This is a genomic window from Enhydrobacter sp. (assembly GCA_025808875.1).
In the GTDB taxonomy this organism is placed as follows: Bacteria; Pseudomonadota; Alphaproteobacteria; order Reyranellales; family Reyranellaceae; genus Reyranella.
Window position 1 is genome coordinate 4,165,299 of sequence record CP075528.1, and the last position, 25,624, is coordinate 4,190,922.

A 25,624-nucleotide genomic window follows, 5' to 3' on the forward strand; every position below is an offset into this window, starting at 1 on the left:
ACAACCATGGGCTTCCGACGCGTCGGCGTGCTTCTCCTGCTCCTGAGTTCGATCGTACTGGTCGCCCGCCCGTGGGCGCAAACCGGCCGCGGCGACCCGCCACCCGTCGTCGTGCTCGACGTCAAGGGCGCCATCGGCGTCGGCACCGCGCACCTGATCGACGAGGGCTTCGCGCGGGCCGAGAAGGAGAAGGCGGGCCTGCTGGTGCTGCGGCTCGACACGCCGGGCGGCCTGGTCAACGCCACCCGCGACATCATCCAGCGCATCCTCGCCTCGCCGATCCCGGTCGCCATCTTCATCGGCCCGAGCGGCGCGCGGGCCGCCAGCGCCGGCACCTACATGGCCTACGCCGCCCATATCGCCGCCATGGCGCCGGGTACCCATCTGGGGGCGGCGACGCCGGTCGCCATGGGCGCCCCGGGGACTCCGGCGCCCGCGCCGCAACGGCCGGGCGACGACAAGTCGCCGGCCAAGGACCAGGCCTCGGCGATGGAACGCAAGGTACTGAACGACGCCATCGCCTATATCCGCAGCCTCGCCCAGCTGCGCGGCCGCAACGCCGACTGGGCCGAGAAGGCGGTGCGCGACGCCGCGACCCTCACCGCCGAGGATGCCGAGCGCGAGAAGGTGGTCGACCTGGTGGCGGTGAGCGTGCCCGACCTGCTCGACAAGCTCGACGGGCGGCAGGTCCGCGCGGGCGACGGCGAACGCACGCTGCAGACCCGCCACGCGCGCCTGATCCAGGTGGAGCCGAGCTGGAAGGTCAAGCTGCTGGCGGTCGTCACCGATCCCAACATCGCCTTCATCCTGCTGATGATCGGCATCTACGGCATCATCTTCGAGTTCTGGACCCCGGGCCTCGCCGGGCCCGGCATCGTCGGCGCGATCTGCCTGATCGTCGGCCTGATGGCGCTGTCGGTGATGCCGCTCAACTTCGCCGGCGTCGCGCTGCTCGTCGCCGGCCTCGCCATGCTGGTCGCCGAGGCGATGACGCCGGGCATCGGCGTGCTCGGCATCGGCGGCATCGTCGCCTTCCTGGCCGGCGGCTTCTTCCTGTTCGACCCGGCCGACAGCGGCATCGACTTCGGCCTTGGCTGGCCGGTGCTGATCGGCGCCGCGGCGACCAACGCCCTGATGATCGTCGGCGTTCTCGGCATGGCCCTGCGCGCGCGGCGACAGCGCGTGCGCACCGGCGCCGAGGAGATGATCGGCCTCGAGGGCGAAGTGATCGACTGGAGCGGCGCCAGGGGCCGCGTACGCGTGCACGGCGAGACCTGGGCCGCGCGCTCGCCGCAGGCGCTGGCACCCGGCGCGCGCATCAAGGTCGGCGCCCGCGAAGGGCTCACCCTGCAAGTATCATCCATCGCCCACGGAGGCTGAACATGCCCAATCTCGAGTTGGTCGCCTGGCTGCTGCCGGTGCTCGCCATCGTCGCCGTCGTGGCGATGTCGATCCGCATCCTGCGCGAGTACGAACGCGGCGTCGTCTTCACGCTCGGCCGCCTGCAGGGTGTGAGGGGCCCCGGCCTGATCTTCGTCATCCCGGCCGTGCAGACCATGGAGCGTGTCGACCTGCGCACCCGCGTGCTCGACGTGCCGCCGCAGGACGTGATCTCGCGCGACAACGTCTCGGTGAGGGTCAATGCCGTGGTCTATTTCCGCGTCATGGATCCGGAGAGGGCGATCATCCAGGTCGAGGCCTTCAACCAGGCGACCAGCGAGCTCGCCCAGACGACGCTGCGCTCGGTGGTCGGCCAGCACGAGCTCGACCAGATGCTGGCCGAGCGCGAACAGCTCAACACCGACGTCCAGCGCATCCTCGACGCGCAGACCGACGCCTGGGGCATCAAGGTCTCGAACGTCGAGCTGAAGCACATCGACCTCGACGAGAAGATGGTGCGCGCGATCGCCCGCCAGGCCGAGGCCGAGCGCCTGCGCCGCGCCAAGATCATCGACGCCGAGGGCGAGCTGCAGGCGGCGGAGAAGCTGGTGCAGGCCGGCGCCATCATGGCGGCGCGGCCGGAATCCATGCAGCTGCGCTATCTCGGCACCTTGGCCAACATCGCCGGCGAGAAGAGCTCGACCATCGTCTTCCCCCTGCCCATGGACCTGCTGAACACGCTGCGCAGCCGGGCGGAATCGTCCTGACGGGACGACTGCGCCTCGCTTCGCCTCGGACCACTACCCCGACCCCCGTCGCGGAAATCGCGGAAATCGCGGAAATCGATCTCGGAAACCTCGGAAACCTCGCAAACCTCCGGTGGGGTGTCGCCGGACAATCGACGTCGCGGGCACCCGCCCGAGATGCCCTCAGGGTGGTGTGCCTGCTCTCCGCCGGAATGCGTTGCGCAAACTGCGGGAACTGCGGAAACCTCCTGTCACGGGTCGGGAGGACGGGTCGGCGGACGATTGGCGAAGCAGAACGTCGATACGGGAAATCCCGCGCGGCCCTCGCGGCCGGAAGTGGTCTTGGTGCTCATGGGCGCATTTTAGCTCGACGCGCCCTTGAGGACCTAATCGGGTCGATGGATTCCGTCCGATGCCGATGGCATCTGCATCGGAAGGCGATTCGACCCCCCGATTCCGGCGTCACGGGCGAATCTGACTCTCTTCGAGCGGACAAATACTGGCTGGGGCGCCAGGATTCGAACCTGGGAATGGTGGAATCAAAATCCACTGCCTTACCACTTGGCTACGCCCCAGCAGGCTCCGGTGTCAGGCGGCGCGGACCATAGTGGGTTCGGCGGGCCGGCGCTACTGCGCCAGGGCTGCTTCGGCGGCCTTTCGCAGGGCATCGCCATGCACGAAGGCGCCATCGGCGTAGAGCAGCGCGCAGGCCGCGGGATCGAGCGCCATGTCGACGATCTCGCCTATATATATCGTGTGCGTGCCGGCCGAGAGCTGCGTGACCAGGCGGCAGTCGAACGACACCGGACAACCCTTGAGTACGGGCGCGCCCGTCGTCAGCGTCGCCCAGTCGCCCATGTCGCGAAAGCGATCGTCGCCCTCGACCCCGTCCATGCCGGCGAAGCGCTCGGCGATCTTGCGATGCGTCGGGCAGAGGATGTTGACGCAGAAGAAGCCGGCCTCGCCGATCGGATCGTGGGCGCTGGCCGTCTTGTTGACGCAGATGAGGAGCTGCGGTGGTTCGGCCGACACCGAACAGACCGCCGTCGCGGTCAGGCCACCGCGCAGGTCGTGGTGCCGGGTCGTGATCAGGGTCACGCTGGCCGCCAGATGGCGCATGCCCTTTTTGAAGGCAGCGGAATCGATGGTCATGTCCAAACTCTAGGGCAAGCGGCTTGCCGGCCGCCACCGGAAACGGCCGCTAAGGCTCGGGCCGGGAAGCGAAATCCGGCGTCGGCGAAGCGGAAGCCGCGCACGGTGCCGATCGTTCGCCCACGCACGGTCCGCGCGAACTGCAATAAAACCTTCATCAGATTGCCGCCGATTGCGGTTGCCCGTCGACGCCCGCCGACTACCGTTCGACGTGCCATGGACCAGCCGCTGAAACGCGCCGCCGCCTTCGGGCCGCTCGGCCCGGCGACGGCGCCCGAGCGGGCGCTGCGCCGCGTCCTCGCCGCCTGTCACGACGACCTGCTGAAGCACCGTCGTGTCGTGATGGCGAGCCGCCGCGCCGAGGGAGTCCATCAGACCCGAGTCGCGCTGCGCCGGCTGCGCGCGGCGACGGCGCTGTTCCGCGACGCCGTCGCCGCGACGGAGGCGCGGGAGGAGATGCGCGTGCTGGCCCGCGAGGCCAAGTGGCTCGCCGGCGAATGCGCGCCGTCGCGCGACCTCCATGTCTTCCTGACGGAGACCGCGGCCGACCTGCCGGTGACGGTGCGGCGCGTCGCCAACCGCCTCGCCCGCAGCCACCTGCAGCGGTCGCGCGACGCGCTGGCCAGTCCGCGCTTCGATCTCTTCGTCAGCCAGCTCGCCGCCTTCGTCGACATGCCGGCGCCCGCCGCGACGGGGCGGCTCGACGCGTTCGCGCGCCAGGCGCTCGCCGAGCGGCACCGACGGGTGCTGCGGCGCGGGCGGAAGCTCCAGTCGTTCGATCCGGAACGCCTGCACCGGCTGCGCATCGCCATCAAGAAGCTGCGCTATGCCGCCGACTTCCTGCGGCCCGCCTTTCCCTCCCGGCCGGCGAAGGCCTATATACAGGCGACCACGCGCCTGCAGGGCGCGCTCGGCACCCTGAACGACCGCGAGGTGGCGCATCGCATGATCGCCGACCTCGAGGCCGCTGCCCGCCCGACCGAGGACATCGCGCGGGGCTTGCGCCGGCTTGCCAAACAGGCGGCCTCCGGCGACAAGCGCCGCCGGCGCAAGCTGGAGCGGGCCTGGCAGAAGTTCGGGAAGATCGAGCCGTTCTGGGGGTGACCCCCTCCCTGCCTCCCCGGTCCGCCGGGGGAGGTGCCCCCTCGGGTGCGATGGGGGTGGAGGGGGAGGGCAACGAAAGGGCAGACCGATCATGAGTACCCAGACCGCCGCCGAAGAACGCATTCCCGTCACCGTGCTGACGGGCTTCCTGGGAAGCGGCAAGACCACCCTGCTCAACAAATTGTTGCGCCGGCCGGAGCTTTCCGACACCGCCGTCATCATCAACGAGTTCGGCGAGATCGGGCTCGACCACCTGCTGGTCGAGAAGTCGAACGAGGACGGCATGGTGACGCTGAACTCGGGCTGCCTGTGCTGCACGGTGCGCGGCGACCTGGTGCGCACCATGAGCGAGCTGTTCCTCAAGCGCGCCAAGGGAGAGGTGACGCCGTTCAAGCGCATGGTGGTGGAGACCACGGGGCTGGCCGATCCGGCGCCCATCCTGCACACCTTGATGACCGATCCCCTGCTCGCCTCGCGCTACCGGCTCGACGGCGTGGTGACGACGATCGACGGCGTGAACGGCGCGAGCACGCTCGACAACCACGAGGAGGCGGTCAAGCAGGCCGCGGTGGCCGACCGGCTGCTGCTGACCAAGGTCGACATCGCCGAGGCGCCGAAGCTCGCCGACCTGAAGCACCGCCTCGCCCATCTCAATCCGGGCGCACCCTTCCACACCGTCTCGAGCGGCGAGATCGACCCCAACGAGATCCTCAACGCCGGGCTCTACAATCCCGAGACCAAGACGGCCGACGTCAAGCGCTGGCTGCACGAGGAGGCCTACGGGCACGGTGGCCATCACCACCATCACGGGCATGGGCATGGGCACGATCATGGTCACGACCACACCCACAGCCACGACGAGCAGGATCCGCACAACCCCAACCGCCACGACGACCGCATCCGCGCCTTCTGCATGACCTTCGACGAGCCGATGAGCTGGTCGACGGTGGCGGCGGCGTTCGACGCGTTGGTGACCTATCGCGGCCCCGACCTGCTGCGCATGAAGGGCATCCTGAACGTCAAGGACACCGACAAGCCGGTCGTGATCCACGGCGTGCAGCACGTCTTCCATCCGCCGGCCACGCTCGAGGCCTGGCCCGAGGGCGACGACCGCAAGAGCCGCGTCGTCTTCATCACCCGCGACATCGGCGAAAGCACCATCCGCAAGGTCTTCGCCTCCTTCTTCGACGCCGAGAAAAAGGGCTGGGGCCAGCAGGAACAGCAACAGCAGTAGCGGAGCCTTGACTTCACGTACCACTTACGGTACACAACACCGAAGTGCCGTCGCTGAAGAGAGTGCCCGCGGTCTTCTTTCGAACCGCCGGCGGGCGCGAACCGGTCCGGGAGTGGCTGCGTGGTCTTCCGCCGGAGGATCGCAAAGCTATCGGCGACGACATCAGAGCCGTGGAATTCGGTTGGCCGTTGGGAATGCCGCTGGTTCGGTCGCTCGGCGACGGACTCCATGAAGTCCGAACCCGGCTGCCAAGTCGACGGATTGCGCGAGTGATCTTTTTCGTCAGTCGTCGGGGATCATTGGTGTTGTCGCACGGTTTCATCAAGAAGACGCAGAAATTGCCGGCGGCCGACATGGCCTTGGCACGCGCCAACCGCACCCGATACCTGGAGTCGGAAGGATGAAACGCAAGCGAAACAAGCCCAATCCCCATCACGGTTCCACCTTCGAGTCCTTCCTCGAGGAGGAGGGCCAGCTCGAGGCAGCGACGGCCAAGGCCATCAAGCGGGTCACGGCATGGCAGCTTCAGCAGGCCATGAAGGCTCGGAAGGTGTCGAAGGCGGCGCTGGCCAAGCGGCTGAAGACGAGTCGATCGCAACTCGACCGAATTCTCGATCCGGCGAACGATCAGATATCGCTGGCTAGTCTCGTAAGGACGGCCCACGCGGTCGGCAAACGAGTCCGGCTCGAATTGGAAGAAGCGGCGTGACCACCATCCGCAAGGTCTGCGCCACCTTCTTCGACGCCGAGAAGAGGGGCTGGGGCCAGCAGGAACAGCAGCAGCAATAACTGGCGGCTAGTTTGTATCGAGACAGTAATTCCCTGACAGTCGGGCCATGCCGGGCGGCCGTGCGGATGAGCGAGGAGTCCGGTCCCTTCTCGGCAAGCCGCTTGGCCAGCGATCGGGGCAGTTCTCGATCGGCCTCGGGTGCAACCACCTCAAATCGAGACAAGCCTCGGTCCTGCAAGCGTCTGCGGTGGTTCTTCGGAGAGCGTTACTTAGGTGTTTCGGGCATACGCTGGGAATATATGCCAAGCTGAACGTCACGCCACAGCCGACCACGCCGGCGCGCGCCGCCAGCCGCCGGTGCGGAACACCAGGAAGCCGATGAGGGCGAGGTTCAGCAGGTTGAAGGCGATGCCGATGGCGAAGGCCGGCGCGTAGAAGCCGAAGGAATCGTAGAGCGCGCCGGCGAACCAGCCGCCGAAGGCCATGCCGCTCATGGCGGTGAACAGCGTGAGCGGCATGCGCCACGAGGCTTCGGACGGCGGGAAGAGATCGCGGATCGCCACCGAATAGGCCGGGATGATGCCGGCGAAGCCGAGGCCGAAGACGGCGGAGACGGCGAACAGGCCCGCCTCGTCCTGCGTCGTGAGGAAGAGCGCGATGGCGACGATCTGGCAGGACGAGCCGGCGAGGATGGTGCGCAAGCCGCCGATGCGGTCGGCCAGCGCACCCCAGGCCTGGCGCGCGAGGAAGGCGCAGGCCAGCATGACCGACAGCATGGTGGCGCTGCGCGTCGGGCTGATGCCGATGTCGGTGCAGAAGGCGACGAGATGCGCCTGCGGCACCGACATGGGGATGCAGCAGCAGAAGCCCGCCACGCAGAGCAGCGCCTGCGCCGCGTTGGGCCGCAATCCGGCGACGCGCCGGCCGGCGGCGGTCGAGGCCTCGGCGGCGCGTTGCGCCGCCGGCGGCGGGCCGGGAGGCGGCCGCAGCAGCAGGGTGCCGGGCAGCAGGACCACGGCGACGAGCACGCCGTAGGCCAGCAGCACGGTCTGCCAGCCGAGCAGCGCCATGCCGCGTTCGAAGACGGCGGGCCAGGTGACGCCGGCGAGATACTGGCCCGAGGAAATCAAGGCGATCGCCGTGCCGCGCCGCCGGTCGAACCAGCGGCTGACATAGACCAGCAGCGGTGGATAGACGCCGCCGCTGCCGAGGAACCCCGCCATCAGGCCGAAGCCGACATAGAGCGCCCAGAGCGACCCGCTCGAGGCGAGCGCCAGTCCGACCGCGATCATGCAGGCGCCGGTCGCGACGGTGGCGCGCAGGCCGATGCGGTCGGCCAGCCAGCCCATGAGGATGCCGCCGGCGCCGGTGCCGATCCAGGCGAGCGAGCCCGCGAGCGCGATGGTGGCGCGCTCGGTGCCGAGCCCCTCCTGGATCGGCTTCATGCCGACCACGATCAGGAGCGGCGTGCCGAAGGAGATCGAGAGCAGCCCGAGCGTCATCCAGGCGGCCCGCCAGGAATCGCGCGTCTCGATGCTCTGTCCGGCGGCGGTCACCGTGTCCTCCCCGCTCGAATCGTTGCGCCGAGTGTAGTGAGGATCGGGTCAGGTCGCGATCAGCCCCAGGATGGCGAGACCGAGGAACGAAACGGCCGACAGGATGCGCACCACGCCGAGCCTCACGCGGCGGGTCAGCGCCTCGCCGAACAGCACCGCCGGCACGTTGGCCAGCATCATGCCCGCCGTCGTGCCGAGCGTGACGGCGAGCAGCGCCTCGAAGCGGGCGGCGAGCGCCACGGTGGCGAGCTGGGTCTTGTCGCCGATCTCGACCAGGAAGAAGGCGAGGGTCGTGGCGAGGAAGGCGCCGGCGCGGTCGACGGCGCGCGACCCCTGCTCCGGCTTGTCGGGAACGAGGCACCAGGCGGCCATGGCGAGGAAGGAACCGACCAGGATCCAGCGCAGGGCCGCCGGACCGAGCCAAGCGGCGGCGGCGGCGCCGGCCCAGGCGGCCAGCGCATGGTTGGCGAGCGTGGCGACCAGGATGCCGAGGATCACCGCGCCGGGCCGCCGATAGCGCGCGGCCAACAGCAGTGCGAGCAACTGGGTCTTGTCGCCGATCTCGGCGACGGCCACCAGACCCGCGGAAACGGCAAAGACTTCCATCGCAACGTCACGGCGGGACCGGGCACATACCAATGGCCGCTCGCGCCGCCCGATCCCGCAGGTGAAGGCGCCAAGCAAGCCAAAGGTCTCGCCAGGCTCGCGGTCCGCCCGCGGATCGCTCTTGCCGGACACGCCATGGCCCCACGGGACCAAGTCTGTTGACGTATCCACCTCGGGAAACGAGGCCGGCTACTCCCCTATGACAGCGGGGGCTTTAGCGCGGTGGGCAAGTGGCGGCAAGCCGCCTCGCTGCGGCCCTTTGGCCCGTGCTAGACCTTGGCCATGGCGAAGGCAGTGGCGAAATCCAAGGCTCCCCCGAAGGCGGCGGCGACAGGCCGGCCGGCCGACGGCGACAACAAGCCGATCCGTCATCTCTATCTGGTCGACGGCTCGGGCTACCTGTTCCGCGCCTATCACGCCCTGCCGCCGATGACGCGGCCCGACGGCACGCCGATCAATGCCGTGTTCGGCTTCTGCCGCATGCTGGTGGCCGACCTCCTGGACAATCCCGAGGTCGACCACATCGCCATGATCCTCGACGCCGGCGAGGTCACGTTCCGCAACAAGATCTACAACAAGTACAAGGCCAACCGGCCGCCGCCGCCGGAGGACCTGATCCCGCAGTTCCCGCTGATCCGCGAGGCGGCCCGGGCGTTCAACGTCACGGTCTGCGAATCCGACGGCTACGAGGCGGACGACCTGATCGCCACCTATGCGCGGCTGGCGCTCGAGGTGGGCGGCACCTGCACCATCGTCTCCTCCGACAAGGACCTGATGCAGCTCGTGCGCCCCGGCGTCGAGCTGATGGACCCGATCAAGAAGATCAAGCTCGGGCCCGAGGCGGTGATGGAGAAGTTCGGCGTCACGCCCGACAAGGTGGTCGACGTGCAGGCGCTGGCCGGCGATTCGACCGACAACGTGCCGGGGGCGCCGGGCATCGGCGTCAAGACGGCGGCGCAGCTCATCAACGAGTACGGCGACCTCGAGACGCTGCTCGGGCGCACGTCCGAGATCAAGCAGCCCAAGCGCCGCGAATCGCTGGAACAGAACGCCGCGCTGATCCGCATCTCCAAACAGCTGGTGACCCTAAAGGACGACGTGCCGGTCGCCACCGATCCCGACGCCTTCGACAAGCGCAAGCCCGACCCCAACGTGCTGCTGCCCTGGCTCGAGCAGCAGGGCTTCAAGAGCCTGCTGCAGCGCTACAAGGGCGAGCTCGGCGAGGCGACGGCGCCGGTCGCGCCCGCGCCAGCCGTCCCCTCCCCCGTCGCGGCCGCGGCGCCTGCCGTCGCCGCGCCGGTCGCACGACCGAAATCCAACCGCCCCTTCACGCCCGACGACTACGAGCTGATCGGTGACGAGAAAGCCCTGGACGAATGGGTCGCCGAGGCGACCAAGGCGGGCGTCGTCGGCTTCGACTGCGAGACCGATGCGCTCGATTCGAACAACGCCGGCCTGGTCGGCGTCTCGCTGTCGCTGCTCGAGGGCCCGTGGGGCAACGTCAATTCGACGCGGCGGCGCGCGGCCTACCTGCCGCTCGCCCATCGCGAGCCCGGCGGCGAGGCGCAGGCCAGCCTCGATCTCGACGGCGGTGCGTCGGGCGGCGGCGACGGAAAGCTGCTGCCCGGTCAGCTGCCGCTCGCCAAGGCGATCGGGAAGCTGAAGCCGCTGCTCGAGGATCCGGCGGTGCTGAAGGTCGGCCAGAACATCAAGTACGACATCGGCGTGCTGCGCCGCTACGGCATCGAGGTCGGCCCGGTCGACGACACGATGCTGCTCTCTTTCGTGCTCGACGCGGGCCGTCACAATCACGGCATGGACGAGCTCGCCGAGCGCCATCTCGGGCAGAAGACCATCAAGTTCTCCGACGTCGCCGGCAGCGGCGCCAAGCAGGTGAGCTTCGATCGCGTGCCGATCGAGCGCGCGCGCGACTACGCCGCCGAGGACGCCGACGTGACCCTGCAGCTGTGGGCGCAGCTCAAGCCCCGGCTGGTGCGCGAGCGCATGGTGACGATGTACGAGACCATCGAGCGGCCGCTGATCCCGGTGCTGCTCGACATGGAGACGGCGGGCATCAAGGTCGACGCGCCGGCGCTGCGCAGGCTCAGCGCCGACTTCGAGAAGCGGCTGGGCGAGCTCGAGGGCGAGATCCACAAGATCGCCGGCCGCGAGTTCAACGTCGGCTCGCCCAAGCAGCTCGGCGAGATCCTGTTCGACGAGCAGAAGCTGCCGGGCGGCAAGCGCAGCAAGACCGGCGCCTGGTCGACCGACGCCTCGGTGCTGGAGGAGCTGGCCGGTTCAGGCCATCCGCTGCCGGTCAAGATCCTGGAGCACCGCCAGCTCGCCAAGCTCAAGGGCACCTACACCGACGCGCTGGTGCGCGAGCTCGACGCCAGGACGGGCCGCGTGCACACCTCCTATCACATGACGGGCGCGGCGACGGGCCGGCTCGCCTCGACCGACCCCAACCTGCAGAACATCCCGGTGCGCACCGAGGAGGGCCGCAAGATCCGCGAGGCCTTCATCGCCGAGAAGGGCCACAAGCTGCTGTCGGCCGACTATTCGCAGATCGAGCTCCGCCTGCTGGCCCACGTCGCCGACATCCCGCAGCTCAAGGCCGCCTTCGAGCGCGGCGACGACATCCACGCCATCACCGCGAGCGAGATGTTCGGCGTGCCGGTCAAGGGCATGGACCCGCTGATGCGCCGGCGCGCCAAGGCGATCAATTTCGGCATCATCTACGGCATCTCGGCATTCGGCCTCGCCAACCAGCTCGGCATCGGCCAGCCCGAGGCGCGCGACTACATCGCCAGGTACTTTCAGCGCTATCCCGGCATTCGCGACTACATGGAGCGCACCAAGGACTACGCGCGCAAGCACGGCTACGTGACGACGCCGTTCGGACGCAAGATCCACCTGCGCTTCATCTCCGACAAGAGCCAGGGCATGCGCGCCTTCGCCGAGCGCGCGGCGATCAACGCCCCGCTGCAGGGCGGCGCCGCCGACATCATCAAGCGCGCCATGATCCGCCTGCCCGGCGCGCTCTCGGACGCCGGCCTCAGGGCCAGGATGCTGCTGCAGGTGCACGACGAGCTGCTGTTCGAAGTGCCGGACAGGGAGATCGACGGGACCAGGGACGTGGCACGCACGGTGATGGAAAGCGCCGCCACGCTCTCCGTGCCGCTGGTGGTCGACACCGGCGTCGGCGACAACTGGGCGGCGGCGCATTGAGACCACGGAGGAGACGGAGGACATGAAGATCTGGGGCCGATCGAACTCGATCAACGTGATGAAGGTGCTGTGGGCGGCCGACGAGTGCGGTGTCGCCTACGAGCGCGTCGATGTCGGCCTCCAGTTCGGCGGCAACAACGAGCCCTGGTACCTGAAGATGAACCCCAACGGAGTCGTGCCGACCATCGACGACGGCGGGCGCATCGTCTGGGAGAGCAACTCGGCGGTGCGCTACCTCGCGGCGCGCTACGCCTCGGGCACCCTGTGGCCGACCGATCCGGGCGAGCGCAGCGAGGCCGACCGCTGGATGGACTGGCAGCTCTCGACCATCTCCGAGCCGATGCGCATCGCCTTCTGGGGCCTCGTCCGCACGCCGCCGGAGAAGCGCGACATGGCGGCCATCAAGAAGGCAGCCGAGGACGCCGGCAAGCTGTTCGCCCGGCTCGACGGCTGGCTCGAGGGCCGCAAGTACGTCGCCGGCCAGCACTTCACCGTGGGCGACATTCCGGTCGGCTGCTTCGTGCATCGCTGGTACGCGCTCGACATGGCGCGGCCCACGCTCGGGAACGTGAAGGCGTGGTACGAGCGGCTGGCGAGCCGGCCGGCCTACGCCCGGCACGTCATGGTGAAGCTGACCTGACGGCGGAGGTCGGCGGCGCGCCGTCGCCCGCCAGCAACGTATCGACCAACTTGCGGAACCGGGTCGGCCCGGCATCGAGGCTGGTCGGCAGCATGCGCCGACCGGGATCGAGGTCGATCAGCTTCTGCTGCGCCTCGATCAGCGCCTTGTCCTCGCCGAACGCCGCCGCGGTGACGGCGAACAGCCGCTCGAGCTTGTCCGCGTCGATGTCCTGGCGGCGGGCGCCAGCGGCGTAGAAGTAGCGCGAGGTGCGGGCCGAGACGGGCGTGACGGCCTGCTCGTCGACGCGATGGAACAGCGGCTCGCCGGCCGGCTCTCCGCCGCCGCTGCGCGCCGCCGTGCCGGCCGGCCAGAAGGTGGTGCGCTGCAGGAACAGGCCAGGGAAGAGGAAATCGTAGGTCGTCCAGACGTCGGCGCGCTCGCCGAGCTTCTTCTTCATGAAGCCGCGCGGCGGATGGTCGGTGTGCCAGCGCTGCATCCGGAGGCCGCGCTCGAGCGGCACGATGCGCGGGCGCAGCTCGGCCCATTGCGGCATGTCCATGCCCAAGGTCTTCTCGTGCGCGAAGGAGAGGTGCGAGAGGTCGAGCAGATTGTCGTCGATCAGCAGATAGTTCGCGTCGTAGTCGAGATGGCTCGCCAGCAGGCGCCACGCCGGATCGTCGAGCGCCAGCGACGACGCGATGGCCGCCGGATCGGCGAGCGACGCGTCGCCCATCCACACCCAGACCCAGCTGCCGCGCAGCTCGACCGGATAGCGCCGCACGCAGGCCGAGTTGGGGATCAGCTTCTGGCCCGGGATCTCGATGCAACTGCCGTCGGGCGCGAACTTCAGGCCGTGATACATGCAGCGCAGCGCATCGCCCTCGAGCCGGCCCATCGAGAGCGGCGCGAAGCGGTGTGGGCAACGATCCTCGAGCGCCACCACCTCGCCGCCGCCGGTCCGGTAGAGCGCCAAAGGCTGGTCGATGATGGTACGGGCATGGATGCGACCGGGCTCGATCTCCTGCGCCCAGGCGGCGACGTACCAGGCATTGCGGACCCACATGGCTTCCTCCAACCCCGTTCCTCGCGGCGGCTTGGCGGCAGGATACACCGGCGCTCAGGCCAGCCGATAGACCTCGACCGGCCGATCGTGGCCCTTGACCATGCGCGGCTCGGGCGCCGGCAGGGCGATGCCGAGCGAGGCGCGGTCCTTGACCGCGGCGACGGTGGCGCCGCTCGCCAGCACCACGATCTCCTCGCCCTCCTTCATGAACTCCTTGCCGAGCTGCTCGAAGCGCTGGGCGACGTTCACCGCGTCGCCGACCACGGTGAAGTTGACGCGGCCCGGCGCGCCGATGTTGCCGACCACGACCGGACCGGAATGCAGGCCGATGCGCATGCGGACCGGCGGCCGCCCGGCGGCGCGGCGACGCTCGTTGTCGTCGTGAACGGCCCGGGCGATGGCCAACGCGGTGCGGATCGCGCGATCGGCATGGTCCTCCATGCGCTGCAGGCCGCCCCATACCGCCATGACCGCGTCGCCGATATACTTGTCGATCACGCCGTGCTCGTTCTCGATGCAGGTGCCGACCAGCGCGAAGTGCTGGTTGAGCAGCTCCGCCGTCTCCTGCTCGGGCAGGTCCTCGGCTTGGGGCGTGAACTCGACGATGTCGGTGAACATCACCGTGACCTGGCGGCGCCGCGAGACGATCGCCTCCTCGCCGAGCTCCATCAGCCGGAAGACGAGACGGCGCGGTACGTAGGCGCCGAACCACTTGAGCGCACCGCGCGCCTTGTCGAGACTGCGGGCGGCGTCGTCGATCTCGCGCAGCAGCGAGTGCTTGTGGAAGGGTTGCTCGAACTCCAGGCGCTGGATCGACTCGGCGGCAGTGGTGATGGTGCGGATCGCGGTCGCCATGCGAAGGCCCATGACCAGGGCCAGCAGGACGGCGACGGCGAGCGTGACGGCGCCGACGATGGCGCCGTTCGTCAGACGGTCGAGCTCGGCGGTGGCGTCCTCGAACGGAAAGTACTGGCCGACCAGCCACGGGTCGGGGCCGAAGCGCAGCACCCGGCGGTAGACGAACACCCAGCGCTTGCCGTCGATCTCGACGACATGGCCGAGCTCGCCGAGTGTCCGGTCGATTTGCGGGCTGCGCACCGGCTTGCCGAAGAAGTGCGCGAGTACCGGATCGCCGATCTCGGCGATGGTCGGCAACGGCTTGGCCTCGGACAGGCCGAGGCCGCGCGGGTCGATCAGATGTCGATGGGCGAGCACATGGTCGTGATCGACCAGGATGAAGTAGTTGCCGCCGCCGGCCTGGGTGCGGTCGGCGATCAGATAGGACAGATCGCCGACGGCGACGGTGGCGATCAGGGCGCCGATGAAGGCGTCGTCGATACGCCGTACCGGGGTGCGCACGTTGAGCACGGGCTGCTTCAGCGCCTCGCTCCAGAACAACGCGCCCCAGAAGGTGCTGTGCGCGGTCTGCATCTCGCGGAACCGCTCCAGCCCGCGCTGCTGCTCGGCGAGCGAGATCGTGTCGCGGATGACCATGCCGTCGGGCTCGCGCCGCGCGCGGTGCAACTGGAGGTCGAGTGTGCCAAAGGCGACGGCCGAGACGCCCGGCACCTTGGTCATCAGCACCGCCAGCGCCTCGCGCACCGCCACCGGCTGCACGATGTCGATGCGTCCGGCGGCGACCAGCGCGGCCACGAACTCGAGCTGTTCGGTCACCGGGTCGAGCCGATTGCGCAGCAGCGACACCTGGGCATCGACAACGCGCTGCGCACGGTCGACCAGCAGGCGCTCAGCGGTTCCCGTGGCACCCGTCAGAACGGCGATGTAGGCGATGCCCGAGATCAGCGCCAGCGAGACGAAGGCGAAGGCGAGCGCCACGATCAGCGGCATCCGCCACCGCCGCCGCTCGCCGTTCGCGACCGCCGCTAAAGTGGCCTTGGACTCAGCCATGTCCCTCGGCGCCGATCAGCCAAACAGCAACTAACGCGTGTATCATTGATATTTTTTGCCATCCGTGGGATTGTTCCTGCCGCGAGGATGGGGCGGGAAATGATTCGTCGGACCACAATCTCGATGGCAATCGTGGGCGCCGCATTGATCGGATGCACGGCAACCTACCCGGTGGTGGGAAAGTTCAGCGACTACAATGAAGTGTTCCTCGGCACGGTCAACGCCGATCTGATGTCGGGCGAGAGCTTCATCGACGCATGAGGCAAGAACACCGGCCTGCGCTGCCGCGGCGCGTCGAGGGTGCTCTTCATCCCGGCCAGCAACTATTTCCTGCCGACCTGCGCCGGCCAGAAGGGCATCGCCCGGCTGCGCTGCGACGACGGCCGTTACCTGCTGGCCGACTGGACGGCGACGAGCTGCACGTCGGGCCATGGCGAGGGCGACGACAATCGCGGCGTCAGGTTCGAGTTCGCTTTCGGCATGTCCGAACAGGAGGTCATGGCGAAGCTCGGCCAGCATCGGGAGGAAGCCGCGTCGAAGCCCGATCTGCCGATCTACCGGCCGCGCCAGGTGCGCAAGGAGAAGGGATTCTCCGTCGACACCGGCTTCTTCGTCACATCGGACGGCTACCTGATGACCAACCATCACGTCGTCGACGGGTCGACCAGAATCTCCGTACCGATCGGCGGGATCGAACACACCGCGCAGTCCGTGCACAACGACCCCGCGCACGATCTGGCGCTGCTGAAGATCGAAGGCCGGTTCGCCGCCCTGCCGATCGGCTCGTCCAGCACCGTCGTGCGTGCCGATGAAGTGTTCACTCTCGGCTATCCGCTGATCACGCTGTAAGGCAACGCCCAGAAGGCCACTTTCGGGCGGGTGAATGCGCTGTCAGGCCTCTCCGACGACCCCAACTTCATCCAGTTCGACGTGCTGCTTCCGCAGAACGTCAACTTCGTCGCCAAGGTCGACAAGGCGGTGCCTCTTTTGGCCGACATCGCGACACGCGGCCGCATCGGCGGCCGTTCGCTGCAAAGCTTGGTGTAAGACTACGAGAAGTCGGTCGTCCTCGTCGTCGCGCGCTAGGGATCAGGCGGCGGCGCGGATCGCCGCCTGCTTGACCTTGCCGTCGACGTGGCTCTCGAACTGCTGGAAGTTGCTTTCGAAGCGCTTGGCAACGTCGCGCGCCGCGCTGTCGTAGGCCTTCTTGTCCTTCCAGGTGTTCTTGGGGTTGAGCACGTCGCCCGGCACGTCCGGGCAGGCGCTCGGCACCAGCATGCCGAAATGGGGATCCGGCGTGGCGGCGACCGACGCCAGCGTGCCGTCGAGCGCCGCCCGCACCATGGCCCGCGTGTGGCGGATCGACATGCGCTGGCCGACGCCGAAGCCGCCGCCAGACCAGCCGGTGTTGACCAGCCAGCACTTGACGTTCTGGCGGGCCATCTTCTCGCCCAGCATCTTGGCGTAGACCGTGGGATGACGCGGCATGAACGGCGCGCCGAAGCAGGTCGAGAAGGTCGCCTGCGGTTCGGTCACGCCCTTTTCGGTACCGGCAACGCGCGCCGTGTAGCCTGAGAGGAAGTGATACATCGCCTGCTCAGGGCTGAGCCGCGAGATCGGCGGCAGAACGCCGAAGGCGTCGGCGGTCAGCATCACGATGTTCTCGGGCGTGCCGGCGATGCCGCTTTCCAGCGTGTTCGGGATGAAGTCCAGCGGATAGCAGGCGCGCGTGTTCTCGGTGAAGCGGCCGTCGTCGAGATCGAGCGCGCCGGTGTGCGCATCGTGCACCACGTTCTCGAGCACCGTGCCGAAGCGGCCGGTCGTCGCGTAGATCTCGGGCTCGGCCTCGCGGCTGAGCTTGATCACCTTCGCATAGCAGCCGCCCTCGAAGTTGAAGAGGCTGTTCTCCGCCCAGCCATGCTCGTCGTCGCCGATCAGGGTACGTGACGGATCGGCCGACAACGTCGTCTTGCCGGTGCCGCTCAGGCCGAAGAAGATCGCCACGTCGCCCTTCGATCCGATATTGGCCGAGGCGTGCATCGGCAGCACGTTCTTGTCGGGCAGCAGGTAGTTCAGGATGGTGAACACCGATTTCTTGATCTCGCCGGCGTACCAGGTGCCGCAGATCGCCACGACACGTTCGCTGAAATTCACCAGGATGGCGCAATCCGAGGCGGTGCCGTCGAGCGCTGGATCGGCCTGGAAGCCGGGCAGGTTGAGAATGGTGAAATCGGGTTTGAACCCTTCAAGCTCCTCGGCGCGCGGCCGCAGGAACATGTTGCGGGCGAAGAGATTGTGCCACGCCGTCTCAGTCACGACGCGCACGCCGATGCGATGGGCGGGGTCGGCGCCGGCCCAGCAGTCGCGTGCGAACAGCTCGCGGCGCTGGGCGTAGGCCATCATCCGGTTATAGAGGGCGCGATAGCGTTCGGGCGAGATCGGCTTGTTGGTCTTGCCCCAGTCGATGCGGCTCCTGGTGCCCGTGTCCTCGACGAAGAATTTGTCGTTGGGTGAACGGCCGGTGTGCACGCCGGTGCGCACCACGAAGGCCCCGCCGTCGGCGACCGCACCCTCGCGGCGCCGGACGGCTTCCTCGTAAAGCGCCGGCACGGAGAGGTTCCAGTTCACCTTCTCGAGATTCTTCAACCCGAGTGCATCGAGGCCAACTTTCGGTACGACGAAGCCCGTCTGTGCCACTAGCGCTTCTCCCTGCTTCCCTGGGCAATTCCCGGCGCGCCGAAGCCCCTCCGAGTTGCCCTGAACGTCACGTCGCCCTTTAGGTTGCCCGCCGCCGGGCGGCAAGGGCGAAGGGCGGAATAGTGTGGATCGACTTTCGCAGTCGCGAACAGCATGCCGCGACGCGGAATCACGCGGCGCGTGCCTTGGCGACCAGCGCGATCAAGGCCTGACGGGCCTGCCCTGCCGCCGCGAGCGGGCTCTCGAACGGCAGGCGGGCCACCCGGCCGGCGCGGCGCAGGTCGATACCCTCGGCATCGACCCCCGTCATCCTCCAGTCGCTGCCCGGCAGGCCGAGCAGCTTGCCGGCATAGAGCTGGACGGCATCGCCGTGATCGTCGTTCATGTGGGCGACGATGCCGGCCTCGCTCTCCATCAACTCGGGCAGCGGCGGCACCGCCAGAAGCTCCGTCGCATCGAGCCATTTGATCCTGCCGAAGCCGGCGACAAGATGAACGCGCTCCGGCACGACGCGATAGAGGTGGAAATCCTTGAAGCCCGCATACATGGCCGCATCGGGATGCCGCGCCAGGAATCGTCGCGTGAGACGTTCGTCGTCGACCGGCGCGGCACGCCCCAGCACCGAGGCGCGCGCGCCGGTCAGCGGCTGATCGAGGCCAGCGGTGCCGTCGAACAGCAGAGACACCCGCGCATCGGCCGCGATCGCCTTGCTGTGCTCGGCCAGGTCGCTGAGCAACAGGAGAGGCGACAGATCGTGATCCACCGCCACCAGGACGAGCGAAGCGTAGGGCCAGGCGGGCTCACCCTCGGCACCGGTCGGCAAGGCCGTCGCAAGGGCCGCGCGATCGAGCCCGCGAAGCAGGTCGCGCACCGCCCGGGATGTGTCATCCGTCATGGTGGGATCAAAAAAGCCGCAATTCGCACGTTATCGGTGGCAGATCGGGCGGGCGGCAGCAACCGCCCGGTCTGTGGTAACATTATGGACCAGGCCGCCAGGAGAAGTCACGCCGTGCGCAAGAACATCGCCCTCGTCGACGACGATCGCAACATTTTGACCTCCGTGTCGATGCTGCTCGAAGCCGAAGGGTTCCAGGTCAAATCCTACCCCGACGGCGCCTCCGCGCTCGAAGGCCTCAACCAGGCACCGCCCGACCTGGCGATCTTCGACATCAAGATGCCGCGCATGGACGGCATGGAACTGCTCAACCGGATTCGCAAGACCCAGACCTTCCCGGTGATCTTCCTGACGTCCAAGGACGAGGAGATCGACGAGGTGCTGGGCCTGCGCATGGGCGCCGACGACTTCATCCGCAAGCCGTTCTCGCAGCGACTCCTGCTCGAGCGCATCCGCGCCGTGCTGCGACGGACCGACGGCGGCGGCGCCAAGGGCGAGGGCGGAACGGAGCGGATCGTGCGCGGCGAGCTGGTGCTCGATCCGAGCCGGCACCAGTGCACGTGGAAGGGCAAGGAAGTGCATCTCACGGTCACCGAGTTCCTGTTGCTGAAATCGCTCGCGGAGCGGCCCGGCCACGTCAAGAACCGCGACCAGTTGATGGATGCCGCCTACGGCGAGACGATCTACGTCGACGACCGCACGATCGACAGCCACATCAAGCGCGTGCGCCGCAAGTTCCGCGAGGTCGACGGCGAGTTCGAGCAGATCGAAACGCTCTATGGCATTGGATACAGATACCGCGACGCCTAGGCGGGAGACTCCGGCAGACACTCCGACCGCGGCGACGTCGCCCCTCAAATCCGCGATCCGCGGCCTGTGGCCCGGCGCGCGCCGACGGGCCGAGACCGCGGCGGAGCGGGCCGAGTCGCCGTCGCTGCTGCGCCGCCGCCGCAGCCCCAATCGCCGCCATTCCCCGCTCACCCGGCGCATCCTGCTGCTCAATATCGTGCCGGTCGCGCTGTTGGCGCTCGGCGCGGTCTATCTCAGCGACTACGAGGAGGAGCTGATCGATGCCGAGCTCGCCTCGCTGTCGGTGCAGGGCGAGATGGTGGCCGCCGGCATCGGCGAGGTCGCCGTGGTCGGCGGCGAGACCACCGTCAACCGCCTCGATGCCGAGGCGGCGCGCCAGCTCCTGACGCGCCTCGTCCGGCCGACCGGCGTGCGGGCACGCCTGTTCAGCGAGACCGGCGAGCTGCTCGGCGACTCGGCGGTCCTGACCGAGGCCGGGCGCATTCACAGCGCCCCGCTGCCGCCACCCGAGGAGCCGGTCGACGAACCGCGCCCGCTGATCGATCGCATCAGCGACTGGATCGGCCACCAGCTGTCCCGCCACGAACGCTACTCCGAGTATGTCGAGCGCCCGGTGCCCACGATCCGTGACTTCCCCGAGGCGGCGAGCGCGTTGCGCGGCTTCAACGCCTCGGCCGTCCGCGTGGCGGGCGATGGCAGGCTGCTGCTCAGCGCCGCCGTGCCCGTTCAGCGCTACAAGCAGGTGCTGGGTTCGCTGATGCTGACGCGCGACAACCGCGCCATCGCCGCGTCGCTGCGCGAGGTGCGCTACGACATGCTGACCATCGCCGTGGCGGCACTCGGCATCACCGTGCTGCTCTCGCTTTATCTCGCGGGAACCATCACCCAGCCGATCGTGCGGTTGGCACGCGCCGCCGACGACGTGCGGCTGGCGCGCGCGAGCCGGCCGACGATTCCCGATCTCGGCAAGCGCGGCGACGAGATCGGCGATCTCAACGACGCCCTGCGCTCGATGACCGAGGCGCTGTGGCAGCGCATCAACGCCATCGAGAGCTTCGCCGCCGACGTGGCGCACGAGCTCAAGAATCCGCTGACCTCGCTGCGCTCGGCGATCGAGGTCGCCGCCCGTCCCGATCTCGAGCCGGAACGCCGCGCCCGCCTGATGGCCATCGTCATCGACGACATCAACCGGCTGAACCGGCTGATCTCCGACATTTCCGACGCCTCGCGGCTCGACGCCGAACTGATGCGCGGCGAGGTAAAGCCGGTCGACCTGAAGGCGCTGCTCGACGACATGATCCGGCACTACGTGCGGACCGAGGCGCAGCGGGCGGCAGTCGACGTCGACCTGCGCATCGCCGCCAACCCGCCCTTCACCGCGCACGGCCACGACGGCCGCTACGGGCAGGTGTTCCGCAACGTGATCGAGAACGCCCTGTCCTTCAGCCCGCCCGACTCGCGCATCGTCATCGAGCTCATGCGCGAGCCGCGCAACGGCCCCTTCGTGGTCACCATCGACGACGAGGGCCCCGGCATTCCCGAGGAGAATCTCGAATCGATCTTCCAGCGCTTCTATTCCGAGCGGCCGACCGAGCATTTCGGCCGGCATTCGGGGCTGGGATTGTCGATCTGCCGGCAGATCATGGAGACCTATGGCGGCTCGATCGCCGCCTCCAACCGCCGCGCCGCCGACGGCCGCGTGCTGGGCGCGCGTTTCACCATCCGCATTCCCTCGGCCAACCGGAAATAGGCGCGGCACCATGTTCATCCACGCGACCACCGTGGCCTTCAAGTCCACCGGCGGATCGTGGCGAGCCGCCCTGCTGCGCGGACCGTCGGGATCCGGCAAGTCGGACCTGGCCTTGCGTGCGCTCGAGGCGGGCGGCCGGCTGGTGGCCGACGACCAGACGCACGTGGCGCGCAAGGGACGCGGCCTGATCGCCACCCCGCCAGCGGCGCTGGCCGGCATGATCGAGGTGCGGGGCCTGGGGATCGTGCGCCTCGGCCGGATGAAGCTGCTGTCCCGGGCGGCGGTGGGCCTGCTCGTCGACCTGGTCCCGGCGGATCGTATCGATCGGCTTCCCGAGGCCCGCCACGAGGCATTGCTGGGCGTCGACCTGCCGGTCCTGGCGCTCGCTCCCTTCGAGGCCTCCGCCGCCGCCAAGTTGCGCCTTGCGCTGGCCCGAACCGCCCGCGCATGATCGCCGTTGTCGCCATGCCCGACAGCCCGACGACGAGCCCTTCGACCAAGATCGCTGAGACCCGGCGCCCTTTCGTCCTGGTCACCGGCCTGTCCGGCGCCGGCCGGATCACGGCGCTCCACGCCCTCGAGGATTTGGGCTACGTCGCCGTCGACAACGTGCCGCTGCCGCTGCTCGGCGACCTGATGCGGTCGACCGCGGGCAGCCCGGGCGAAATGGCCGCTCCTCTCGCCTTCGGCGTCGACACGCGCACCTACGGCTTCGACGCGCAGGACCTGCTGCGCCGCCTGCGCGAGCTGCGCCTGCGCACCGATCTCGTGCCGCGGCTGCTCTACCTCGACTGCGACACAGAGACGTTGCGCCGGCGCTACACCGAATCGCGCCGGCCGCACCCGCTGGCACCCGACCGGCCGGTGGTCGACGCCATCGTCGACGAGCGCAAGCGGATCGAATGGCTGCGCGACTCGGCCGATGTCGTGATCGACACCTCGACCCTGACGCCGCACCAGCTCAAGCAGCTGCTCGCCGGCCATTTCGCGCTGGGCGACCATCCGCGCACGCGCATCGCCGTGACGTCGTTCTCCTTCCGGCGCGGCCTGCCGCGCGAGGCCGACCTCGTGTTCGACGTGCGCTTCCTCAAGAACCCGCACTACGTGCCGCCGCTCAAGCCGATGACGGGCGCCGATCCGGAGGTCGTCGCGTTCATCGAGTCGGATCCCGACTATCGTCCCTTCCTCGACGGGCTGCGCGGGTTGCTGACGCCGCTGCTGCCGCGATTCGACACGGAGGGCAAGTCCTATTTGACCATCGCCGTCGGCTGCACGGGCGGCCGGCACCGCTCGGTGGCGGTCGCCGAGGCGCTGGCGGCATGGTTGCGCGCGGCCGGACGCTCGGTCACTCTCACGCATCGCGACGTCGACGTCCGGGGCGGGCCGACGGTGGGGAACAAGACGGGCGTGGAAGAATGATCGGTATCGTACTGGTGACGCACGGCAACCTGGCGCGCGAATTCCTGGCCGCGCTGGAACACGTGGTGGGCCCGCAGCAATGCGTGTCCGCCGTCTGCATCGGCGCCGAAGACGACATGGAAAAGCGGCGGGCCGAGATCCTGGAGCGCGCCCGCGCCTGCGACAGCGGCGACGGCGTGATCCTGCTGACCGACATGTTCGGCGGCACGCCGTCCAACCTCGCCATCTCGATCATCGATCACGCGCGCGTCGAGGTGCTGGCCGGCGTCAATCTGCCGATGCTGGTGAAGCTGGCCGGCGTGCGCAACCGGCCGATCGCCGAGGCGGTGCGCATCGCGCAGGAGGCGGGCCGAAAATACATCACCGTCGCCTCGCGTCTCCTCGCCAGGGAAGCTTCATGAGCGAGGCCGCCGACGCCGCCGTCGGAACCATTCGCCGCCGCTTGACCATCACCAACAGGCGCGGCCTGCATGCCCGCGCCGCCGCCAAGTTCGTGCGCACCGCCGGGCAGTTCGATGCCACCAGCCGCGTCGGCTTCAAAGGCCAGGAGGTGTCCGGCCTGTCCATCATGGGCCTGATGATGCTGGCCGCCGGCATCGGCAGCCAGATCGAACTCGCCTGTGCGGGCCGCCAGGCCGCCGAGGCGATGGCCGCGCTGTCGGCGCTGGTCGAGGGGAAGTTCGGGGAGGACTAGCGCCGCGTCGTCTCTGCGGGCGGAGGCTCAGAGCGGCGGGCTATTTCCGCCAGTAAGTCATGGCGTTCACCGTTGGTCCGGGGCCGACATAGGCTCGAATACGGATGTCGCCGTCTTGCTCGCACGGACCTCCAAGGGTGGGGAAGATACTGATGCGATAGTACCTGACGGGGATCGTACGGTCACAGACACGGCAACCAGGGCACGAGGCCTGCCGGGGATCGGCGGTGCACTGGAACTGATATCTGTCGATCAATCCCTCGAGACCAATCTGAGTCATCTCGATGCGAAGGGACTCTTCCAGCTTCTCGTTTCTTCCCCAACTATTCAAAGGATCGGATACCCGTTGAAACGCCGGTTGGTAGCTTCGCCTTGGAGGTGATGCGTATGCCCGTTCTCCCAGCATTCTCCTGAGCAGCCGGCAACCGAGAAGATCAAAGCGACGGTTACGCTCGCCCTCGAGCGCGGTGATGCTCGTCGCCCGCCGTAGCGACGGGATAAAGCGCCGGGCATATCGCCATAAATTCTTGCTTATATGCGCATGGGACGCGTTGAGGCGGCGCGAGGGCGCTGATAAGACACGGCCATATTCCACGCCGCACCTTTCCCGCTAGGAGCGCCCTCAATGGCTCAGGATTACGTCGTCAAGGATATCGGGCTGGCCGACTGGGGCCGCAAGGAAATCGACATGGCCGAGACCGAGATGCCCGGCCTGATGGCGATCCGCAAGGAGTTCGGCCCGAAGAAGCCGTTGAAGGGCGCGCGCGTCGCGGGCTCGCTGCACATGACCATCCAGACGGCGGTACTGATCGAGACCCTGAAGGCGCTGGGCGCCGACGTGCGCTGGGCCTCGTGCAACATCTACTCGACCCAGGATCACGCCGCGGCGGCGATCGCCAAGTCGGGCACGCCGGTGTTCGCGGTCAAGGGCGAGAGCCTCGAGGAGTACTGGGACTACACCCACAAGATTTTCGAATGGGGCGACGGCGGCACGCCGAACATGATCCTCGACGACGGCGGCGACGCCACCCTGCTGGTCCATCTCGGCATGCGCGCCGAGAAGGATCCGTCGCTGATCGCCAAGCCGACCAACGAGGAGGAAGAGGTCCTCTACAAGGCGATCGCCAGGACCAACAAGGAAAAGCCCGGCTGGTACGCCAAGCTCGGTGCCAGCATCAAGGGCGTGACCGAGGAGACGACCACGGGCGTGCACCGTCTCTACCAGATGGAGAAGGAAGGCCGGCTGCTGTGGCCCGCCATCAACGTCAACGACTCGGTCACCAAGTCGAAGTTCGACAATCTCTACGGCTGCCGCGAGTCGCTGGTCGACGGCATCCGCCGCGGCACCGACGTAATGATGGCCGGCAAGGTCGCCATGGTCGCGGGCTTCGGCGACGTCGGCAAAGGCTCGGCCGCCTCGCTGCGCCAGGCCGGCTGCCGCGTCATGGTCTCCGAGGTCGATCCGATCTGCGCCCTGCAGGCGGCGATGGAGGGCTACGAGGTCGTGACCATGGAAGACGCGGCGCCCAAGGCCGACATCTTCGTCACCGCCACCGGCAACGTCGATGTCATCACGCTCGACCACATGAAGGCGATGAAGCATCGCGCGGTGGTCTGCAACATCGGCCACTTCGACAGCGAGATCCAGATCGCCAGCTTGCGGAACTTCAAGTGGCATCACGTCAAGCCGCAGGTCGACGAGATCGAGTTCCCCGACGGCAAGCGCATCATCGTTCTGTCCGAGGGCCGGCTCGTCAATCTCGGCAACGCCACCGGCCATCCGAGCTTCGTGATGTCGGCCTCGTTCTCCAACCAGACCTTGGCCCAGGTCGAAATCTGGACCAACCCGGGCAAGTACGAGAAGAAGGTCTACACCCTGCCCAAGACGCTCGACGAGAAGGTGGCGGCGCTGCACCTAGAGAAGGTCGGCGCCCGGCTGACCAAGCTGCGCGCCGACCAGGCGAAATATATCGGCGTACCCGAGGCGGGCCCCTTCAAGGCCGAGCAGTATCGCTACTGATCGACCC

The 25,624-nt window shown here is 68.3% G+C and carries 25 protein-coding genes and 1 tRNA gene; 18 read left to right on the forward strand and 8 right to left on the reverse strand.

The window, feature by feature from the left end:
- Nucleotides 1-6 precede the first annotated feature (6 nt).
- Together KIT25_20665 and KIT25_20670 are read left to right on the forward strand one after the other, a co-directional pair.
- Nucleotides 7-1,380: a nodulation protein NfeD gene (locus KIT25_20665; GenBank protein UYN94420.1), complete on the forward strand. Its 1,374-nt coding sequence runs from the start codon at nt 7-9 to the stop codon at nt 1,378-1,380.
- A gap of 17 nt (nt 1,381-1,397) precedes the next feature.
- On the forward strand, nt 1,398-2,147 hold the full coding sequence (locus KIT25_20670) for a slipin family protein (GenBank protein UYN98006.1): 750 nt from the start codon (nt 1,398-1,400) through the stop codon (nt 2,145-2,147).
- Between the two features lie 479 nt (nt 2,148-2,626).
- Here KIT25_20670 and KIT25_20675 read toward each other — a convergent pair.
- Nucleotides 2,627-2,701 (reverse strand) — tRNA-Gln (locus KIT25_20675).
- 52 nt (nt 2,702-2,753) lie between these two features.
- Complete coding sequence (locus tag KIT25_20680; protein ID UYN94421.1) at nt 2,754-3,278, reverse strand: flavin reductase family protein; 525 nt, start codon at nt 3,276-3,278, stop codon at nt 2,754-2,756.
- Between the two features lie 216 nt (nt 3,279-3,494).
- On the opposite strand from KIT25_20680, the gene KIT25_20685 reads away from it, so the two are divergent.
- The 4 genes from KIT25_20685 to KIT25_20700 all read left to right on the forward strand — a co-directional run bounded on the left by KIT25_20685 (nt 3,495) and on the right by KIT25_20700 (nt 6,325).
- Nucleotides 3,495-4,382, forward strand: coding sequence for a CHAD domain-containing protein (locus KIT25_20685; GenBank protein ID UYN94422.1), 888 nt, complete (start codon nt 3,495-3,497; stop codon nt 4,380-4,382).
- Between the two features lie 91 nt (nt 4,383-4,473).
- Nucleotides 4,474-5,616, forward strand: coding sequence for a GTP-binding protein (locus KIT25_20690; GenBank protein UYN94423.1), 1,143 nt, complete (start codon nt 4,474-4,476; stop codon nt 5,614-5,616).
- A 53-nt stretch (nt 5,617-5,669) separates the two neighbouring features.
- On the forward strand, nt 5,670-6,020 hold the full coding sequence (locus KIT25_20695; GenBank protein ID UYN98007.1) for a type II toxin-antitoxin system RelE/ParE family toxin: 351 nt from the start codon (nt 5,670-5,672) through the stop codon (nt 6,018-6,020).
- Nucleotides 6,017-6,325 carry an XRE family transcriptional regulator gene (locus KIT25_20700; protein UYN94424.1) on the forward strand — a complete coding sequence of 103 codons (309 nt, stop codon included), beginning with the start codon at nt 6,017-6,019 and terminating at the stop codon, nt 6,323-6,325. The genes KIT25_20695 and KIT25_20700 overlap by 4 nt, the downstream gene beginning before the upstream one ends.
- 335 nt (nt 6,326-6,660) lie before the next feature.
- Here KIT25_20700 and KIT25_20705 read toward each other — a convergent pair whose 3' ends face one another.
- Both KIT25_20705 and KIT25_20710 read right to left on the reverse strand, forming a co-directional pair.
- Nucleotides 6,661-7,902, reverse strand: coding sequence for an MFS transporter (locus KIT25_20705; protein ID UYN94425.1), 1,242 nt, complete (start codon nt 7,900-7,902; stop codon nt 6,661-6,663).
- A 48-nt stretch (nt 7,903-7,950) separates the two neighbouring features.
- Nucleotides 7,951-8,508 carry a TMEM165/GDT1 family protein gene (locus KIT25_20710; GenBank protein ID UYN94426.1) on the reverse strand — a complete coding sequence of 186 codons (558 nt, stop codon included), beginning with the start codon at nt 8,506-8,508 and terminating at the stop codon, nt 7,951-7,953.
- Nucleotides 8,509-8,790: 282 nt separating this feature from the next.
- Here KIT25_20710 and polA point away from each other — a divergent pair, with 282 nt between their 5' ends.
- Nucleotides 8,791-11,739 carry a DNA polymerase I gene (polA, locus tag KIT25_20715; protein ID UYN94427.1) on the forward strand — a complete coding sequence of 983 codons (2,949 nt, stop codon included), beginning with the start codon at nt 8,791-8,793 and terminating at the stop codon, nt 11,737-11,739.
- Nucleotides 11,740-11,761: 22 nt separating this feature from the next.
- Nucleotides 11,762-12,379, forward strand: a complete 618-nt coding sequence (locus KIT25_20720; protein UYN94428.1) for a glutathione S-transferase family protein — start codon at nt 11,762-11,764, stop codon at nt 12,377-12,379.
- Here KIT25_20720 and KIT25_20725 read toward each other — a convergent pair.
- Both KIT25_20725 and KIT25_20730 read right to left on the reverse strand, forming a co-directional pair.
- Nucleotides 12,360-13,424, reverse strand: a complete 1,065-nt coding sequence (locus KIT25_20725) for an aromatic ring-hydroxylating dioxygenase subunit alpha (protein UYN94429.1) — start codon at nt 13,422-13,424, stop codon at nt 12,360-12,362. The genes KIT25_20720 and KIT25_20725 overlap by 20 nt on opposite strands.
- A gap of 54 nt (nt 13,425-13,478) precedes the next feature.
- Complete coding sequence (locus KIT25_20730) at nt 13,479-15,332, reverse strand: hypothetical protein (protein ID UYN94430.1); 1,854 nt, start codon at nt 15,330-15,332, stop codon at nt 13,479-13,481.
- 123 nt (nt 15,333-15,455) lie between these two features.
- On the opposite strand from KIT25_20730, the gene KIT25_20735 reads away from it, so the two are divergent.
- Genes KIT25_20735 through KIT25_20745 form a run of 3 tightly spaced genes read left to right on the forward strand, consistent with a single transcriptional unit; the run spans nt 15,456 to nt 16,379 of the window.
- Nucleotides 15,456-15,593 carry a hypothetical protein gene (locus tag KIT25_20735; protein UYN94431.1) on the forward strand — a complete coding sequence of 46 codons (138 nt, stop codon included), beginning with the start codon at nt 15,456-15,458 and terminating at the stop codon, nt 15,591-15,593.
- A gap of 39 nt (nt 15,594-15,632) precedes the next feature.
- Nucleotides 15,633-16,181, forward strand: a complete 549-nt coding sequence (locus tag KIT25_20740) for a trypsin-like peptidase domain-containing protein (GenBank protein UYN94432.1) — start codon at nt 15,633-15,635, stop codon at nt 16,179-16,181.
- Between the two features lie 30 nt (nt 16,182-16,211).
- Complete coding sequence (locus KIT25_20745; protein ID UYN94433.1) at nt 16,212-16,379, forward strand: hypothetical protein; 168 nt, start codon at nt 16,212-16,214, stop codon at nt 16,377-16,379.
- Nucleotides 16,380-16,421: 42 nt separating this feature from the next.
- Here the strand turns inward: KIT25_20745 and KIT25_20750 are convergent, their stop codons facing one another.
- Nucleotides 16,422-18,029: a phosphoenolpyruvate carboxykinase gene (locus KIT25_20750; protein UYN94434.1), complete on the reverse strand. Its 1,608-nt coding sequence runs from the start codon at nt 18,027-18,029 to the stop codon at nt 16,422-16,424.
- Between the two features lie 169 nt (nt 18,030-18,198).
- On the reverse strand, nt 18,199-18,924 hold the full coding sequence (locus KIT25_20755) for a DUF2470 domain-containing protein (GenBank protein ID UYN94435.1): 726 nt from the start codon (nt 18,922-18,924) through the stop codon (nt 18,199-18,201).
- A gap of 84 nt (nt 18,925-19,008) precedes the next feature.
- Here KIT25_20755 and KIT25_20760 point away from each other — a divergent pair, with 84 nt between their 5' ends.
- The 7 genes from KIT25_20760 (at nt 19,009) to ahcY (ending at nt 25,617) form a co-directional block, all read left to right on the forward strand.
- Nucleotides 19,009-19,734 (forward strand): response regulator transcription factor, encoded by a 726-nt coding sequence (locus KIT25_20760; GenBank protein ID UYN94436.1) that lies wholly within the window; start codon nt 19,009-19,011, stop codon nt 19,732-19,734.
- The gene (locus KIT25_20765; protein UYN94437.1) at nt 19,703-21,484 is read left to right on the forward strand and encodes a stimulus-sensing domain-containing protein; all 1,782 of its coding nucleotides are present in this window, start codon (nt 19,703-19,705) and stop codon (nt 21,482-21,484) included. The genes KIT25_20760 and KIT25_20765 overlap by 32 nt, the downstream gene beginning before the upstream one ends.
- Before the next feature lie 10 nt (nt 21,485-21,494).
- Nucleotides 21,495-21,935 carry an HPr kinase/phosphatase C-terminal domain-containing protein gene (locus KIT25_20770; GenBank protein UYN94438.1) on the forward strand — a complete coding sequence of 147 codons (441 nt, stop codon included), beginning with the start codon at nt 21,495-21,497 and terminating at the stop codon, nt 21,933-21,935.
- Nucleotides 21,936-21,949: 14 nt separating this feature from the next.
- Nucleotides 21,950-22,903 (forward strand): RNase adapter RapZ, encoded by a 954-nt coding sequence (gene rapZ / locus KIT25_20775; GenBank protein UYN98008.1) that lies wholly within the window; start codon nt 21,950-21,952, stop codon nt 22,901-22,903.
- Complete coding sequence (locus KIT25_20780) at nt 22,900-23,304, forward strand: PTS sugar transporter subunit IIA (protein ID UYN94439.1); 405 nt, start codon at nt 22,900-22,902, stop codon at nt 23,302-23,304. The genes rapZ and KIT25_20780 overlap by 4 nt, the downstream gene beginning before the upstream one ends.
- On the forward strand, nt 23,301-23,597 hold the full coding sequence (locus KIT25_20785; GenBank protein ID UYN94440.1) for an HPr family phosphocarrier protein: 297 nt from the start codon (nt 23,301-23,303) through the stop codon (nt 23,595-23,597). The genes KIT25_20780 and KIT25_20785 overlap by 4 nt, the downstream gene beginning before the upstream one ends.
- Nucleotides 23,598-24,222: 625 nt before the next feature.
- Nucleotides 24,223-25,617, forward strand: coding sequence for an adenosylhomocysteinase (gene ahcY, locus KIT25_20790; GenBank protein ID UYN94441.1), 1,395 nt, complete (start codon nt 24,223-24,225; stop codon nt 25,615-25,617).
- Nucleotides 25,618-25,624: the final 7 nt, after the last annotated feature.